The organism is Nostoc sp., from assembly GCF_036919495.1.
In the GTDB taxonomy this organism is placed as follows: domain Bacteria; phylum Cyanobacteriota; class Cyanobacteriia; order Cyanobacteriales; family Nostocaceae; genus Nostoc.
Map to the genome: position 1 here is coordinate 1 of NZ_JBALBZ010000001.1, position 16440 is coordinate 16440.

The following is a 16440-nucleotide window of genomic DNA, read 5'->3' on the forward strand; positions in this document are numbered from 1 at the left end:
GAAGGACGACGCAGTGGAGAAGTAGTCAGCCGGATTGCCGATGTGAATCACATCAATGAGCTAGTTTCCCAAATTGTCCTCGGTTTACCCAGCCAATTTTTCATCGCCTTGGTTTCTTTGGGCTTCATGCTCTTTTACAGTTGGGGGCTGACTTTAGCTTCCCTGGCTGCCTTTATTCTTGTCACCCTTGTCAACCTGCTTTTTCTCCCTGCTTTGCGCCAGAAAACCCGGAATGCGATCGTGTTGGGTACAGAAAACCAAGGCTTTCTCGTGGAAACTTTTCGCGGTGTCCAGGTGCTAAAAACTACTCAAGCCACTCCCCAAGCTTGGCAAGAGTATCAGGCAAATTATGGTCGGCTTGCTAACTTGGGCTGGAGTACGATGAAACTGGGGCTTTACAGTGGCACAATTACTAATATTATTTCTACTTTTACTAGTATTGCCTTACTGTGGTTAGGCTCTTACTTGGTAATTAATCGTACTTTGAGCATCGGTCAGTTGCTAGCGTTTAGTGGTATGAGTGGTAACTTTCTCGGCTTTTTGGGTTCAGTCATCGGCTTAGTTGATGAGTTTATCACTGCCCAAATTGTCATCCAACGCCTGACGGAGGTGATTGATGCTACCCCAGAAGACGACAAAGACGAGAAAAAGCCTTGGGCAGAACTTAAGGGCAATATAGATATTACTTGCACCAACCTTAATTTCCACCACGCAGGTAGAGTTGACTTACTGGAAGATTTTTCGCTGATTATCCCTGGCGGTCAAGTTATTGGGCTGATTGGTAAATCCGGGTGTGGTAAAAGTACCCTCGCCAAACTGCTTGCTGGTTTATATTTCCTCCAATCTGGCAATATCCGCTATGGCATCTATAATCAGCAAGACCTCTCGATGGAATGTCTGCGTCAACAGGTGGTGCTAGTACCTCAAGAACCTCACTTCTGGAGTCGCTCAATTATTGAAAACTTCCGTTTCAGCTATCCTCAAATCGCCTTTGAACAAATTGTGCAAGCTTGCGAGATTGCTGGTGCAGATGAGTTTATTAGTAAACTTCCCGATAAGTATCAAACTGTTTTAGGCGAATTTGGCGCGAATCTTTCTGGTGGACAACGACAGAGATTAGCGATCGCTAGAGCTATAGTTACTGATCCACCAGTATTAATTTTAGATGAATCCACTGGCGCTCTCGACCCGGTGAGTGAAGCCAAATTGCTAGATAGGCTGCTGTCTCATCGGCTGGGCAAAACCACAATTATGATTAGCCATCGCCCCAAAGTCATCGGGCGGGCTGATTGGATTGTACTGCTGGAAGAAGGGCGTTTGAAAATCCAAGGCACTCCAGAGGTTCTACGCCATCAAGCTGGTGAACACTTAGACTTTTTAGACGGTGTTGATCTATTTACAAATGGTTTAGTGCCTAAATCATCTAACTCTAACGGTAAATTCACCACAATCGTTAACTAAAATAGCATGATTAGCCATTCCAACTCAGACTACTTACCCCCAATTCAAGACAACGAGTTTCTCCCGCCACTTGGTCGTTGGACTACTTGGGGCGGACTAGTTGTTGTCTGTGCTGTGGGTTTAGGCGTTCCACTCGCCTCTGTGACCAAATATAAAGTGACAGTTAAAGGACAGGCACTCGTCCGCCCTGCTGGTGAATTGCGGCTCGTTCAAGCTGCTACGGAAGGTCAGGTGACGCGGGTTTTTGTTGCAGAAAATCAAGTTGTCAAAAAAGGGGATGTCATTGCTACTATTGACAACTCGAAGCTACAAACCAAAAAGAGCCAACTGCAAAGTAACATTGGGCAAAGTCGTTTACAACTGTTTCAAATTAATGCCCAGATTAATGCTATTAATAGCCAGGTTTTAGCTGAAACTGAGCGCGTCAACCGGGTTATTGCTGGTGCTGAAGCTGAATTAAGCGATCGCAGCCGGAACTATCAAGATAAACTTATCACTACCGCTACTGATGTCGAAGAAGCGGATGCAAATGTCAAAGCTGCGGATGCTAGTCTCAAAGCTGCCCAGTCTAAGCGAAATCGCTATGAGACTGTAGCCAAAGCTGGAGCCTTATCTCAAGATCAATTTGAGGAAGCACAACTAGCTGTTCGCCAGCAAGAACAAGCACTCTTAGCAGCTAAAGCCAAATTGCAAAATGTCCAAACTGCCCTCAATCCTAGTAATGCACAAGTAGCGATCGCTTCTCAACGCATTGCCCAAGAAAAAGCTACTGGTCAAGCCAACATTGCTACTTTAGATAAAGAACGTCAAGCTTTAATCCAGCAACGAATTGAAATCCAAAAACAGCTAGAGAGCGACACCCGCGAACTCAAACAAGTAAATATCGACCTCGGCCAGGCTATAATTACTGCCACCGCAGACGGGATTATTTCTAAATTAAACCTGCGAAACTCTGGTCAAACTGTGCCTGCTGGACAGGAAATTGCCCAAATTGTCCCCAGTGATGCTTCCTTAGAGATTAAGGCAGCAGTAGCACTTCAGGATAAAAATAAGTTGAAACAAGGTCAAAAGGTACAAATGCGGGTTTCTGCTTGTCCTTATCCAGATTATGGCACTCTCAAAGGCAAAGTTAAGACGATTTCCCCAGATACTATTGCACCTCAAGGGAATGCTGCTAATGCCACCGACACTACATCTGCCAACCAAAAGATGGCAGCCGTTGGTGGGTTCTATGAGGTAACAATTGAGCCAGAAAGCCTTTCTCTAGGTAGGGAAAAACATCAGTGTGCTATTCAATTGGGAATGGAGGGTACAGTTGATATTATTTCTAGAGAAGAGACTGTGATGCAATTCTTTTTGAGGAAGGCGAGGTTGATTGCAGACTTGTAGTGCGTTGGCGTAGCCCGCCGCAGGCATCGCATTGTAACTATTCGTAATTATTTCTAGCAATCCTACCGTGGCTTTTCTATCTATCCTTATAAGAGAAGAGGGTGTAGTTTACTTGCTAGTTATTTAAGGGTTGCATGTCTAGAATGAAGCGATATAGGCAGCATTGGTGCTGGAAATTCGCACTGGGAAGTTGGTTGGTGATGGGTAGTGCGATCGGCGAAGCTGTATTGCAGACATTTGCTTTCTCTTTTAATTGCGCTTTTGCCCAAATTACCCCCGATAGCACTCTACCCAATAATTCTCGTGTTAGAACACAAGGCAACATCAGTACCATTGAAGGGGGAACCCAAGCTGGAAGCAACTTGTTCCACAGTTTTGGGCAGTTTTCTGTCCCCACTGGCGGCACTGCTTTCTTTAATAATGCTGCGGATATTCAGAATATTATCAGTCGGGTAACGGGTGGAGCGGTCTCTAATATTGATGGGTTAATTTACGCTAACGGCACAGCTAATTTGTTTTTAATAAATCCTTCTGGGATTATTTTTGGTCAGAATGCTCAATTAAATATTGGTGGTTCCTTTGTAGCAAGTACAGCGAATGCATTGCAATTGGGAAATATCGGATTTTTTAGCGCTACTGATAAAAATATCCCTTCACCGTTATTGACTATTAATCCTTCAGCATTGCTGTTTAATCAGATTAATCAAAACGCAGCAATTCAAAATAACTCAATTGCATTCGCAGGAATAGATCCAGCAGGCTTTTATGCATTTGGTTTACGAGTACCAGATGGTAAGAGTTTACTGCTGGTGGGTGGTAACGTCAGTATTGATGCAGGAGAATTAAATGCTAATGGTGGACGAGTTGAGTTAGGAGGGTTGGCGGAACCTGGTACTGTAGCGCTGAGTGTAGATGGCGATAATCTCAGCTTAAGATTTCCTGAGAATGTTGCACGAACTTCGGTATCCCTTACCAATCAAGCTGCGATATACGTAGAAGGAACTGGTGGCGGTGATATTGTAGTCAATGCAAAGAATCTAGATATATTGGGAGGAAGTTTTTTAAGCGGTGGTATTGGACTAGGTTTGGGGACACCTGAAACAATTGGGGGAGATATTACGCTGAATACTACCGGAGAAATCAAAGTTGCTGGCACTGCGAGTAGTGTTAGCAATCTGGTGCGCTTGGAGTCACTTGGCTATGGGGGTAACATTACTATCAATTCTGGTTCCTTGTCGTTACAAGATAACGCCCTACTTCAAACTTCAACTTATGGAAAAGGGAATGCGGGGAATATAACAGTGCGGGCACGAGATGCTGTTGAGCTTGGAAGCGGTGACATCTTCAGCACGGTGGAAGCAGGAGGTGTGGGTAAAGGAGGTAATATTGACATTAATGCTGCAACCCTGTCATTAAAAGATGTCGCTCAACTGCAAACCCTTACTCGTGGTGCATCTGCTACCCAGCCAGGAGGACGGGGGGATGCTGGGAATGTCAGTGTTAATGTTACTGGCGCTATTGATATTGCTGGAGAGAAAAATGGTTTTGTTACTGGGATTAGCAGCAGTGTGCAAACGGGAACACAAGGCAATGGGGGTAACATTACCATCGATTCTGGTTCCTTCTCGTTACGAGATGGCGCTCAACTTGCTACCTTAACTTCGGGACTTGGGAATGCAGGGAATGTGACAGTGCGGGCACGAGATACTGTTTCTCTCCTAGATGCTAGCATCCTCAGCACGGTGGAAGCTTCTGGTGTAGGAAAAGGAGGCAATATCGACATCAATGCTGCAACCCTGTCATTAAAAGATGGCGCTCAATTGGCAACCATTACTCGTGGTGCATCTGATAGCCAGCCAGCAGGACAGGGGAATGCGGGGAATGTCAATGTTAATGTTACTGGCGCTATTGATATTGCTGGAGAGAAAAATGATTTTGTTAGTATGATTAGCAGCTTTGTGAGTAGAGGGACAATTGGTAATGGGGGTAACATTACTATCGATTCTGGTTCTTTCTCATTACGCGATCGCGCTGTACTTGAAGCCTCAACCCTTGGACTTGGGAATGCAGGGAATGTGACAGTGCGGACACGAGATGCTGTTTCCCTCGCAGATGCTAGCATCTTCACTACGGTGGAATCAGGGGGTGTAGGTAAAGGAGGTAATATAGACATCAATGCTGCAACCCTGTCACTTACTGATGGCGCTCAATTGCTAACTATTACTCGTGGTGCATCTGACACCCAACCAGCAGGACGGGGGAATGCTGGGAATGTCAATATTAAAGTCACTGGTGCTGTTGATATTGCTGGAGGGAAAAATATTTTTCCCAGTGGGATTCGTAGCCGAGTGAATACGGGGACAGTTGGCAATGGGGGTAACATTACTATCAACTCTGGTTCTTTCTCGCTACGAGATGGCGCTCAACTTTCTGCTGAAACTTCGGGACTTGGGAATGCAGGTGCAATTAAAGTCAATGCTGCTGATTTTTTCACCATTTCTGGTAAAAGTTCCAACTTTAACAGTGGCTTGTTCGTTTTCTCTGAAAGTACGACGGGTACTGCTGGAGATATTCTTGTCACCTCACCTAGAGTTACGTTAGATAACGGTGCCAGACTCAACGCCCAATCTGCATCAGGTAACGGTGGCGACATCAACTTACAAACTGATTTACTTCTTCTCCGTCGTGGCGCTCAAATTTCCACGACCGCAGGCACAGAACAAGCTGGTGGTAATGGTGGCAACATTAATATTGATGCCCCGTCGGGCTTCATCATTGCCGTCCCAAGCGAAAATAGCGACATCACAGCTAATGCTTACACAGGCAGTGGTGGGAGAGTAGATATTCAAGCCTTTGGCATCTATGGCATTCAACCCCGCTCTAACCCAACTTCTCTTTCGGATATCACCGCTAGTTCTGAGTTTGGTGTAAACGGTACTGTAGAACTTAACACGCCGGATATTGATCCTAACAGTGGCTTAGTCAACCTGCCAGCAATACCAGTTGATACCCAAGTAGCACAAACTTGTCAAGCTGGTGGAAATTTAGCTAAAAGCAGTTTTACAATCACTGGACGCGGTGGCTTACCACCTAACCCAGGCGAAGCCCTCAGCGCTGACGCAGTGCAGGTAGATTTGGTGGGGAGCAACTCAGAAGTAGGTAAATCCTCTACTCCAGCAGTTTCCACAAATCCCATTAACCCAACACCAACTCGCATAGTAGAAGCTAATGGTTGGGTAACTGCTGCTAATGGCGATGTAATTCTCACTAATGCACCCACCCTCACGCCTCACTCTTCGTGGCAGAGGACAGCCGATTGTCGTGTGGTTAATCAACACCAGGGAAATTGAGCAACTTACACTGGCTATTTTTAGTAAAAACGCGGTGCAAGTGGGGGTAAAAACATGACAATAAAAAAATCTAGATTACGGAAAATCAAACGTCTTTTAAGTTTACTGCTGCTTTTGGCTATGTTCTTAGGGGCGGGGTTATTGCCCCCTACTTTCGCACATGTAACTGCGGAAAACTCTAGTCTTCAAAAGTTGTCTTATGCCCAGAGTTTGCTGGAACAGGGCAGTAAATTTTATGAAGCCGAACGGTTTGCTGAAGCTGCTACTTCTTGGCAACAGTCTATCTCTGCATTCAAAGCTAATGAAGATGAACTGAGGCAAGCGATCGCACTGGGTAATCTATCATTAGCTTATCAGCAGTTGGGACGGTGGTCAGAGGCAGAAACTGCGATCGCTCAAAGTCTCAACTTATTACAAACTGCTAAAGACACCAAAGACTCCTCGCAAATTCTAGCCCAAGTCCTAGATATCAAAGGTCGTCTGCAATTGGCTCAAAGCAAAGCTGAAGATGCCCTAGGTACTTGGCGACTCTCGTCTGAGATTTATACAAAAATAGGAGATGAAAGGGCGGTTATTCAAAATCGGATTAACCAAGCGCAAGCTTTGCAAACTTTAGGATTTTATCGGCAAGCCGAGAAGACATTAAGAGAAAGTACCCAGATTCTCCAAAGTCAACCCAACTCACCTGTTAAAGTCGCTGCCTTGCATAGTCTTGGTAATGTCGTGCAAGTCACAGGTGATTTAGAAACATCTCGGCAGATATTGCAGCAAAGTTTAAAATTAGCTTCATCGTTGCAAGATAAGGAAGCGATCGCTGATATTCTCCTCAGTCTGGGTAATACAGCCCGTGTTCAGCAAGACACGCAAACAGCGATAAAATTTTATCAACAAACTATCAAAACTGCAACCTCACCCATTACACGCATCCAAGCTCAAGCTAATCAACTCAGACTACTGCTGAAAACTGAGCAATTGTCAGCTTTCCAAACATCGTCCTCCCAAATTAAAACTCAGCTTAACAATTTACCCGTTAGTCGGACAGCAATTTCTGCCCGCATTAACTTTGCCCAAAGTCTAATGCAATTCCGAAAAAAAATTGCCGCAGACACGAACTCATGGTTGGACATTGCCCAATTACTAGCAACTGCTATTGAGCAAGCAAAAAGTTTGCAAGATAAACGCACAGAATCCTATGCTATTGGTGTTTTAGGGCAAGTGTACGAACAAACTCAACAGTGGTCGGATGCCCAAAACCTCACCCAACAAGCCTTGCTCATCGCTCAAGATATCGATGCTAAAGACATTGGTTATCAATGGCAATGGCAACTGGGACGTTTGCTTAAAAGTAAGGGAGATATCAAAGGAGCAGTAGCAGCTTACACAGAAGCAGTTAATAATCTCCAAGCCCTCCGCAGTGATTTAGTTGCTGTCAATTCTGCGGTGAAATTTTCCTTTCGAGAAGAAGTTGAACCAGTTTATCGGCAGTTAGTTGATTTACTTTTGCAATCTCAGGGTAATCAAGTTAGCTCAGAAAATCTCGCCAAAGCCAGCAATACAATCGAATTACTCCAAATAGCAGAACTAGAAAACTTTTTTCGCAACAACTGTTTAAATGCTCAAATCCGTAATCCAAAAAAAGATCCAACAGCAGCAATTATTTATCCATTTATTTTGCCAGACCGGCTAGAGGTGATCGTTGAGTTGCCTCAACAGCGCTGGTTGCACTACACTACCCCTGTTGTTAAAAAGGAATTGGAAACTACTTTAGCGCAACTACAGGAAAATCTACCCAAACCACACACGTTGCGACAGGTTCAATCTTTATCCCAGAAGGTTTACAAATGGCTGATTCAACCTGCTGAAGCTGCCTTAGCTGAAAATAAGACTCCCACTTTAGTGTTTGTGCTGGATGGTTGGTTGCGAAATATACCGATGGCAGTTCTCTACGATGGCAAACAGTATCTAGTTGAGAAGTATAACATTGCACTTACCCCCAGTCTGCAACTGATTGAACCCAAACCATTCGAGAAAGGATTAAAGGCAATAGCCGCAGGATTGAGTGAAGCAAGTTCGGGATTTTCTGCATTACCCAACGTCAAACTTGAATTAGAAGAAATCGGCTCTCAAGTCCCTAGCAGCATTCTTCTGAATCAAGAATTTACCAGCAAAACTTTGCAAAACCGGATTAATTCTTTATCTTTCCCTATCGTTCATCTTGCAACTCATGGTCAGTTTAGCTCCAAGGCTGAGGAGACATTTATTGTCGCTTGGAATGAGCGTATTTATGTCCAAAAGTTAAATGAATTAGTGCGAACACTAGAGCAAAATAGACCCGAAGCGATTGAATTGCTCATCCTTAGTGCCTGTCAAACAGCAGCCGGGGACGAACAAGCAGCACTAGGAATTGCTGGTATCGCTTTTCAGGCAGGAGCACGCAGTACTATCGCTTCTCTATGGAACTTAGAAGATGAGTCTACTGCTGTGTTGATGAATCAATTTTACCAAGAGTTAGCCAACAAAAATCTGACTAAAGCTGAAGTACTCCGTCGCGCCCAGCTAGCTCTTTTGCAAAATCCCAAATACAAACGTCCCAGGTATTGGGCCCCCTATGTTCTTTTGGGTAATTGGCTTTGAGCCACTCTCACCACTTCAAGCAGTGGGATTCAGGCTAGAGTTGGAGTTAACTTTTTGTTCATTTACTTACGCAGATGCGATCGCATCTGCTGATAAATTTATGTAAAGAAATTAGCAAGTTTTGCGTAAAACTAACGCGAGCGCTACAAATGAAAATTGATTTTGAAGCAATACGCTTGGCTTTGTGAAAAATTGTAGCGACTGTCTTAAAAGTCAAGCGATCGTTAACAAAAAAACGGGGGTTGGGGCGGTCTACTACTATTTCTAAGATACAAGGTTGGGTTAAGCAAAGCGCAACCCAACAAAGCCGCGAAAATGTTGGGTTTCGTTCCTCAACCCAACCTACACATTTCAAGGTTTTTGGCGCTAACCCAAGCGTATTGCTATATATGGAGCAGCATTTTCAGGAATTGGTATTAGTTAATCGCTGCTTAATCGATTCAGATAATCGTTCTGGATGCTTAGAAAAATAAAATATTTTTAATAAAATAAAATTTAGGTTCCGAACTAAAAAAATTTGCAATTGCCCTATCAAAGATAGCGTTTTAATATAATCATTAAATAATTGTTTAATTCGTACTAAACTGGTTCCTCTAGCAGAATCATCAAATGTTTTGGTTCCTGGATAATATCTATAGTTACCCCAAATCTCATTGAAATATTTAACATGAGATGATCTAATCGCTTTCAAAAGGAAATCTAGATCCATTAAATAATGATCTTCTACTTTATAAAGTCCAATTTGCTGATGTAATGATTTGTGATAAAAGTAAGCAGATGGATTTACTGGAAAAGAAGCATCGATAATTCTATCTTCATTAACTCGCCTTTCTAACAGAAAATCAATCGTCCGTAATTGGCTAGGTTTATTAATATAAATTAGTTTACCTTGTTGATTGCAAACATTACAGTTGCCAACTATCAAGCTAGGCTCTGGTAAAGTTTTGAAAATTTCGCAAATGCGGTTAAGAACGTTTATTTCATAAAAATCATCAACATTTAAAACACCAATAATCTTTCCTTGTGCCATAGCAATTCCTTTATTGAGAGCATCAGATTGTCCTCGATCCTTTTCACTAATCCAGCGAATGTGGGGATATTGATTGGCTTTATCCTTAATAATGTCTACTGTCTTGTCGCTTGAACCTCCATCAACAATGATATGCTCCACTTCTAAACAGTTTTGATCAATGACAGCTTGAAGGCAAGATTCTATGAATTTATCACCGTTATAAACTGGTGTAATTATACTAATCATTAACAAGCGCCTCTTATGGGTATTCCAAACAAAAGAATAATTTAAACGATTGATCTCTAATCATATAGCTCCCCATTTACACAAGTTTATAACGCAACACAATCCAGTAAAAAGATGTAAAAACTATGTATTAAAGTAGCAAATAAGTGTAAATCGCCTAAGAGTGTGTTTCTGACCTCATCGAAATGGAGATTCTACGTCGTCAAATGGATCAACTATTCTCTGAGCTTACAGCAGCCGAGCGCGGCAACTCTGATATTTCTGCATCACCGAGAACAGCCTGGGTTCCTGCTGTTGAATTATCTGACAATGGTTCAGAGTTCGTATTAAGAGTTGAGATTCCAGGGGTGGAAGCTAAAAACCTTGATGTTCAAGTTACTCAAGGTGCTGTCTCGATTGCTGGTGAGCATCGTTACGAAAAACATTCCGAATCTAACGCTAAAGTTCATTCTGAATTTCGGTATGGCAGTTTTACTAGGGTAGTTCCTTTACCAAGCAAAGTTCAGAATCAACAAGTTAAGGCAGACATGAAAGATGGCATTTTAATTCTGACTTTACCTAAACTGGAGCAAGAGCAAAACAAGGTATTCAAAGTGAATTTAGGCCACTCTCAAACTGCTACAGCTTCTATAGAAGCTGGAAATGGTAATACACAACCCAGCATTACATCACAACAAAGCGTTTAAGTTACTTGAGAAAATGTTCTCTCTGATTCAATAGTTCCTATATCTGTGAAATAGTTGCATTTTGAGAAAAACCCCAGCTAAACTTATCGGCTGGGGTTTTTGTCGCTTAACTCCTAAAAAATAGATGGGCTAGTTCCGTAAGGCGGAAGTCATATCATGTTCGCTTGATTACTTATTAAACCCGAAGAACCCCACCCCGCTAAAGCTACGCTTTGTCTCCCGTCCCCGCTTGCATGTACACACAAGTCTGAAATAGCTGAAAAACCCAAGGTTTTACCCCACCCTAACCCTCCCCTTATAAAGGGGAGGGAACTAGATTTTCGGTTTCCCCCCTTTCTAAGCTACGGTGTACACACAAGTTATCGAATCACTACCAGTCCTCGAATTACCCCACCCTAACCCTCCCCTTATAAAGGGGAGGGAACTAGATAGATTTCTTTTTCCCCCCTTTCTAAGGGGGGATTAAGGGGGGTAATTCGACTTGTGTGTACACCGTAGCCGCTTGCAGGGAGGGGATTAAGGGATGAGGTGCAATGACTGTGGAAATCATAACTAATTATGCGAACATGATATCAAAAGTCAAAACTTTTGTATATCAAAGCTTTTGCTTTTTCAAATGGTAGTTTGATTGATGCCGTTCAGGGGGAGGGCGCTATTCCTCTTGAACATCAACCCAAATACTGCCTTCTTCCACACGAATAGGAAATACTGGCAATACTTTTTGTGGCGAAACCATCGAGAGTACTTTACCTACACCAGGAGGCCAGGAACACCAGCCTTTTACCTCACCAGTCTGTAGGTCAAAAGCACTACGATGGAAGGTACAAACTATTGCCCCGTCTTCAGTGATTTTACCACTTTTCAATGGTAATTTTAAGTGGGGACAGTTGTTGTCTACAGCATAAAGCTGATTTTCGTGATTCAAAACCAGAATTTTCCGATTGCCAACTTTTACCACTTGTCGCGTACCTGGGGAAAGTGCTTCGGCTGCAAGAACTTTAGTCCAACTCATTAGGTTCTCCTCTCCTAATTAATCTGCTTTCAGTTTCTCGCAATTTTGACCACTGCGATCGCCTTTCAGTAGTAAGGAGTCAAAAAGCTTTCACCTCCGCAGCTTTTAGCTTTTTTGTTCTCAGCATACAATTGATATATTAATGAAAAATCTTAGGCTCATTTCTAAGGAAATCAATGCCCTAGTCTCAAGCCTCTTTCCATAAGCATCTGAGGTTCGATATTCTCAACTTTAGGTATCGCTTCTAACTGAGGAATCTTAGCGATCGCATCTGCAATATTACCTGATTGGGCACGCAACCAAGCGGTGTGAGGTGCATAGTCAAGGCTTTCTACTATTTCGTAACCGACTCGATTAATTACCTCTCGCTGCGACTTTACATCAACGCCTTCAGCAAAGCGGATGAAAATAAGCCCGGTTGGTACTGCTAAGGAACCATTTGGTTGTAATGTGTAAATTGGACTTAGTGTTCCCTGTTCTGATTGATTGGGTTCGCCTGGAAAAACTGCGATAGCACCATCGTTAAGTTGTAAAACTGCTCCTGTTACCAGGGTCTTGGGTTGATTGTAATGTATTGCATAATATCCAGGCTTACGAGTGTAAGATATAACAGTGCGTAGTCGTAGCCCGGCGTGGGCATTGCTGCCAACGCGAATTTCTTCAGGATACTCAGAAAAGTAATCTTTTTGAAATCTCACTTCAGGAATCAGGGGTAAAGAATATACCTGTAGAAAATACTCTGCCGGGAAATAAAACATTTTTTCAAGTTCTAATGATGTTATAGCGTTTTTCAATGGTATGGAATACAAATCTTCCATCGGAATGCAAGCTATATGCCTTTATTCATATTGAAGATTCGTAAAATAGCCTGACCTTGAATCTCTTTTTTCTGGAAAGACGAATTAAAGGCTTGTATGAACTTAGATAAATTAAATTTTGTTTAAGTTGTATCTTTTGAAACCGTAATACACATATAACACATGAAATCAGAAGCATCCATAAACTAAACGTAAATACCAAGCGCACGCTGCAAGAACGCAACGGATGATGCAGTTTTTCCCATCCCAATGCCCAATTTTTAAGATAGTAATATTTCAAATATCCCAGGAGATAAAATTATGGTTCAAGTTCGCTATGGTGGGCAGAACGGTCAACAATATGAACTTGCTATCAGTGACGAACACGTTGTAGTGCGTACCGAAAGCCGCAGTGGTCTTGTTGGTGCAAGACCCTTTGAAGTCACACCAGTATCACCCACAGCTCGCAGCATCCTTAATGAATTCGAGTTAGCAACACGGTTTCGGCAAGCGGGTGTAGAAATTTTGCGAGCGAAAGTTCCGACTGAAGGTGTGGCTTTGCGCGATCGCGCCCGTGATATTCTCAACAATGAGTCTGAAGTCCAATTTGCCGGACGTGTTCTGATCGATCCAGCATCCAGTCAACCGATAATTTACACCGAAAACCTTTTCATTAAATTCCATAGCGAAGAAGAGTTAACGGTATGCCAAGAGGTCTTAAGACGTTACGGCTTAACAATTAAACGCCAACTTGAATATGCACTAAATGCTTATTTTGTCAATGCTCCTACAAATACTGGTATAGCTATCTTTGACATCGCCGAGAGACTTTTGAATGAAGAATCAGTTGAACTGTGCCATCCTGAACTAGTGCGTGAATCACGCCAACGTCAGGTTTTTTCGCAGCAGTGGCACTTAAAGCAAACAACAATTAATGGTAAGGTAATTAACGCCCATGTCAACGTTGAGGCAGCTTGGAAGTTGAGCGATGGGACTGGGGCGATTATTGCAATTATTGACGACGGTGTGGATCTTGAGCATGAAGAGTTCCGTTCCTCTGGAAAAATTGTTGCCCCGCGTGATGTCACACGTAAAACTGACAATCCCAGACCGGGAAACGACGATAACCACGGGACAAGCTGTGCAGGAGTAGCTTGTGGAAACGGCAACTTTGGTGCATCTGGTGTGGCACCAGGTGCAAAGCTGATGCCGATTCGTTTAGCTTCAGCGCTGGGGTCGCAAGATGAAGCAGATGCTTTTGTTTGGGCGGCTCAAAATGGTGCTGATGTAATTTCTTGTAGCTGGGGGCCCGCAGACGGTGTTTGGTATGAGCCAAACGATCCTCTACATAACCAGAAAGTACCTCTGCCTGATTCCACACGCCTTGCTATGGAGTTTGTAATTAATAAAGGACGCAACGGCAAGGGCTGTGTAATTTTATTCGCGGCTGGCAATGGTAACGAAAGCGTGGATAATGATGGCTACGCCAGCTATCAAAAGGTGATTGCTGTGGCAGCTTGTAACGACTACGGCACGAGAAGCGCTTACAGTGACTTTGGTCAGGCAGTCTGGTGTGCCTTCCCCAGCAACAATGGCGATAGTTCTCAAACCACTGGAATTTGGACAACCGATCGCTCTGGTGTAGTTGGCTATAATTCGGGTAATCGGAATCTGGGTGATGTCCCAGGCAACTACACGAACCAATTCGGCGGCACTTCCAGTGCTTGTCCAGGTGCAGCTGGTGTAGCAGCCCTAATTATTGCTAGAAACCCAAATCTGCGTTGGGACGAAGTGCGAGACATTATTAAACGCTCTTGCGATCGCATCGATCAAGCTGGAGGTAAATATGATACTAATGGTCGTAGTCCCTTCTACGGTTACGGTCGAATGAATGCTCTGAAAGCTGTAGAATTGGCCAAGCCACCTGAAACATCACCCATAAGTAGATTCCAGGCAGTGCAAGATATCCCAATTAACGATTTACAAACATCAACATTATCGTTGGCGATCGCTAGTACTAACCTGATAAAATCTATCAAAATTAATGTAGACATCGAGCATACTTTTATTGGGGATCTTATAATTACTCTTTTTCCCCCAGTGCAAACAGGCGTACTTCCTGTAATTCTGCACGATCGCCAGGGCGGAGCTACAGATAATATTAAAACTACTTATAACGAGGTAAATACTCTTAAACTTGCTACCTTTAAAGGTAAAAGTCCCGAAGGAACCTGGACTCTAGAAGTTGCAGATAACGCTGACGCAGATACAGGAAAGATTCGCAGTTTCACGATTGAAATTGGATTTTAGATCAAGGGTATTCGCTTAAGGATAATTTAAATTACCTTGGAAAATACCCACCCAATCCCTAGCCCTATCAAGGTGATTTTTGTATTCATTACCACTTTTCAACTCGGCAGTTGAGCCTTTTTGCTCGGCAGTTGAGCCTTTTTACTCGGAAGTTCGCACACAAGAGCCGAAACCCTGGTTTTTAGGTAGGGGCAATTCACTGGTTTTTAGGTAGGGGCAATTCACTGGTTTTTAGGTAGGGGCAATTCACTGGTTTTTAGGTAGGGGCAATTCACTGGTTTTTAGGTAGGGGCAATTCACGAATTGCCCCAAAGCGCGTCTAGTTTTGCGGATGAAAAACTATTGTAACGACACAAGACAATCTCTTAGCCGTGAGTCACCGCCTCTTTCGCCAAAAACTTCTCTAATTCTGTCAGCGCATCAGCATCAACCTTAGTTTGCATTGGGCAGAACTTAGGCCCACACATCGAACAAAACTCAGCAGTTTTATAGATATCTGCTGGCAGAGTTTCATCGTGATATTCCTTAGCTCTTTCTGGATCGAGTGATAATTCAAACTGACGATTCCAATCGAAGTTGTAACGCGCCTTAGAAAGTTCATCATCTCTATCTCTTGCACCAGGGCGATGTCTAGCAATATCAGCCGCATGAGCCGCTATTTTGTAGGCAATCAACCCATTCCGCACATCTTCGGCATTTGGTAGACCCAGATGTTCTTTTGGTGTTACATAACACAGCATTGCAGTACCGTACCATCCAGCCATTGCTGCTCCAATGGCTGAAGTAATATGGTCATAACCGGGAGCAATGTCTGTTACCAATGGCCCCAAAACATAGAAAGGTGCTTCAGAACACTCTTCCATCTGCTTACGGACGTTGAATTCAATTTGATCCATTGGGACATGTCCAGGCCCTTCCACCATCACCTGTACATCATCTTCCCAGGCTTTGCGAGTTAGCTGTCCAAGGGTTTTCAATTCAGCTAATTGTGCTTCATCTGAGGCATCATGGGTGCAGCCGGGACGTAGGGAATCTCCTAAACTGAAGGAGACATCATACCTTTTGAAAATCTCAATAATATCTTGGAAGTGGGTATAAAGCGGGTTTTGTTTGTGGTGATGCAACATCCACCGTGCCAAAATACCGCCGCCGCGAGAGACAATACCAGTGATGCGGTTTCTCACCAAAGGCAAATGCTCAATTAAAATCCCAGCGTGGATAGTTTGATAGTCTACCCCTTGCTGGGCGTGCTTTTCGATGATATGGAGAAAATCATCAGCAGTCAGATTCTCTATTGTGCCGTGGACGCTTTCTAAAGCTTGATATACTGGCACTGTACCAATGGGAACTGGGGAAGCCTTGATGATGGCGGTACGAATTTCATCCAAATTACCGCCGCCTGTGGACAAATCCATCACGGTATCAGCACCGTACTTCACGGACAGATTCAGCTTATCAACTTCTTCCTGAAGATTAGAAGAGTTGGGGGAAGCGCCGATATTAGCATTTACCTTACATTTGGAGGCGATGCCAATAGCCATCG

The 16440-nt window shown here is 43.4% G+C and carries 11 protein-coding genes; 7 read left to right on the forward strand and 4 right to left on the reverse strand.

All coding sequences use genetic code 11. The features are described from left to right. The 5 genes from V7K25_RS00005 to V7K25_RS00025 form a co-directional block, all read left to right on the forward strand. Window positions 1-1461: peptidase domain-containing ABC transporter (locus V7K25_RS00005; protein ID WP_335153933.1), on the forward strand; the 1461-nt coding region annotated here is incomplete at its 5' end. Between the two features lie 6 nt (window positions 1462-1467). Beyond that, the gene (locus tag V7K25_RS00010; RefSeq protein WP_335153935.1) at window positions 1468-2850 is read left to right on the forward strand and encodes an HlyD family efflux transporter periplasmic adaptor subunit; all 1383 of its coding nucleotides are present in this window, start codon (window positions 1468-1470) and stop codon (window positions 2848-2850) included. 143 nt (window positions 2851-2993) lie between these two features. After that, window positions 2994-6200, forward strand: coding sequence for a two-partner secretion domain-containing protein (locus tag V7K25_RS00015; RefSeq protein WP_335153937.1), 3207 nt, complete (start codon window positions 2994-2996; stop codon window positions 6198-6200). A 54-nt stretch (window positions 6201-6254) separates the two neighbouring features. Then, a complete protein-coding gene (locus V7K25_RS00020; RefSeq protein ID WP_335153939.1) occupies window positions 6255-8834 on the forward strand; it encodes a CHAT domain-containing protein in 2580 nt (859 codons plus the stop codon). Next, entirely contained in the window at window positions 8809-8940 is a 132-nt protein-coding gene (locus V7K25_RS00025; RefSeq protein WP_335153941.1) for a hypothetical protein, read from the forward strand. The genes V7K25_RS00020 and V7K25_RS00025 overlap by 26 nt, the downstream gene beginning before the upstream one ends. A gap of 297 nt (window positions 8941-9237) precedes the next feature. Here V7K25_RS00025 and V7K25_RS00030 read toward each other — a convergent pair whose 3' ends face one another. Beyond that, window positions 9238-10092, reverse strand: a complete 855-nt coding sequence (locus V7K25_RS00030) for a glycosyltransferase family 2 protein (protein ID WP_335153943.1) — start codon at window positions 10090-10092, stop codon at window positions 9238-9240. A gap of 185 nt (window positions 10093-10277) precedes the next feature. Here V7K25_RS00030 and V7K25_RS00035 point away from each other — a divergent pair, with 185 nt between their 5' ends. Next, complete coding sequence (locus V7K25_RS00035) at window positions 10278-10778, forward strand: Hsp20/alpha crystallin family protein (protein WP_335153945.1); 501 nt, start codon at window positions 10278-10280, stop codon at window positions 10776-10778. A gap of 652 nt (window positions 10779-11430) precedes the next feature. On the opposite strand, the gene V7K25_RS00040 is transcribed toward V7K25_RS00035, so the two are convergent. Both V7K25_RS00040 and V7K25_RS00045 read right to left on the reverse strand, forming a co-directional pair. Further along, complete coding sequence (locus V7K25_RS00040; RefSeq protein ID WP_335153947.1) at window positions 11431-11790, reverse strand: Rieske (2Fe-2S) protein; 360 nt, start codon at window positions 11788-11790, stop codon at window positions 11431-11433. Between the two features lie 173 nt (window positions 11791-11963). Beyond that, entirely contained in the window at window positions 11964-12548 is a 585-nt protein-coding gene (locus V7K25_RS00045) for a hypothetical protein (protein ID WP_335153949.1), read from the reverse strand. A gap of 360 nt (window positions 12549-12908) precedes the next feature. Here V7K25_RS00045 and V7K25_RS00050 point away from each other — a divergent pair, with 360 nt between their 5' ends. Further along, a complete protein-coding gene (locus tag V7K25_RS00050; RefSeq protein ID WP_335153951.1) occupies window positions 12909-14897 on the forward strand; it encodes a S8 family serine peptidase in 1989 nt (662 codons plus the stop codon). 365 nt (window positions 14898-15262) lie between these two features. On the opposite strand, the gene thiC is transcribed toward V7K25_RS00050, so the two are convergent. Next, on the reverse strand, window positions 15263-16440 hold a 1178-nt coding region (gene thiC, locus V7K25_RS00055; protein ID WP_335153953.1), incomplete at its 5' end, for a phosphomethylpyrimidine synthase ThiC.

What these genes read in the sequence shown, in the direction of transcription:
- V7K25_RS00010 (WP_335153935.1), top strand. Translation starts at nt 1,468, where the DNA reads ATGATTAGCCATTCCAACTCAGACTACTTACCCCCAATTCAAGACAAC.
- V7K25_RS00015 (WP_335153937.1), top strand. Translation starts at nt 2,994, where the DNA reads ATGAAGCGATATAGGCAGCATTGGTGCTGGAAATTCGCACTGGGAAGT.
- V7K25_RS00020 (WP_335153939.1), top strand. Translation starts at nt 6,255, where the DNA reads ATGACAATAAAAAAATCTAGATTACGGAAAATCAAACGTCTTTTAAGT.
- V7K25_RS00025 (WP_335153941.1), top strand. Translation starts at nt 8,809, where the DNA reads ATGTTCTTTTGGGTAATTGGCTTTGAGCCACTCTCACCACTTCAAGCA.
- V7K25_RS00030 (WP_335153943.1), bottom strand. Translation starts at nt 10,092, where the DNA reads ATGATTAGTATAATTACACCAGTTTATAACGGTGATAAATTCATAGAA.
- V7K25_RS00035 (WP_335153945.1), top strand. Translation starts at nt 10,278, where the DNA reads ATGGAGATTCTACGTCGTCAAATGGATCAACTATTCTCTGAGCTTACA.
- V7K25_RS00040 (WP_335153947.1), bottom strand. Translation starts at nt 11,790, where the DNA reads ATGAGTTGGACTAAAGTTCTTGCAGCCGAAGCACTTTCCCCAGGTACG.
- V7K25_RS00045 (WP_335153949.1), bottom strand. Translation starts at nt 12,548, where the DNA reads ATGTTTTATTTCCCGGCAGAGTATTTTCTACAGGTATATTCTTTACCC.
- V7K25_RS00050 (WP_335153951.1), top strand. Translation starts at nt 12,909, where the DNA reads ATGGTTCAAGTTCGCTATGGTGGGCAGAACGGTCAACAATATGAACTT.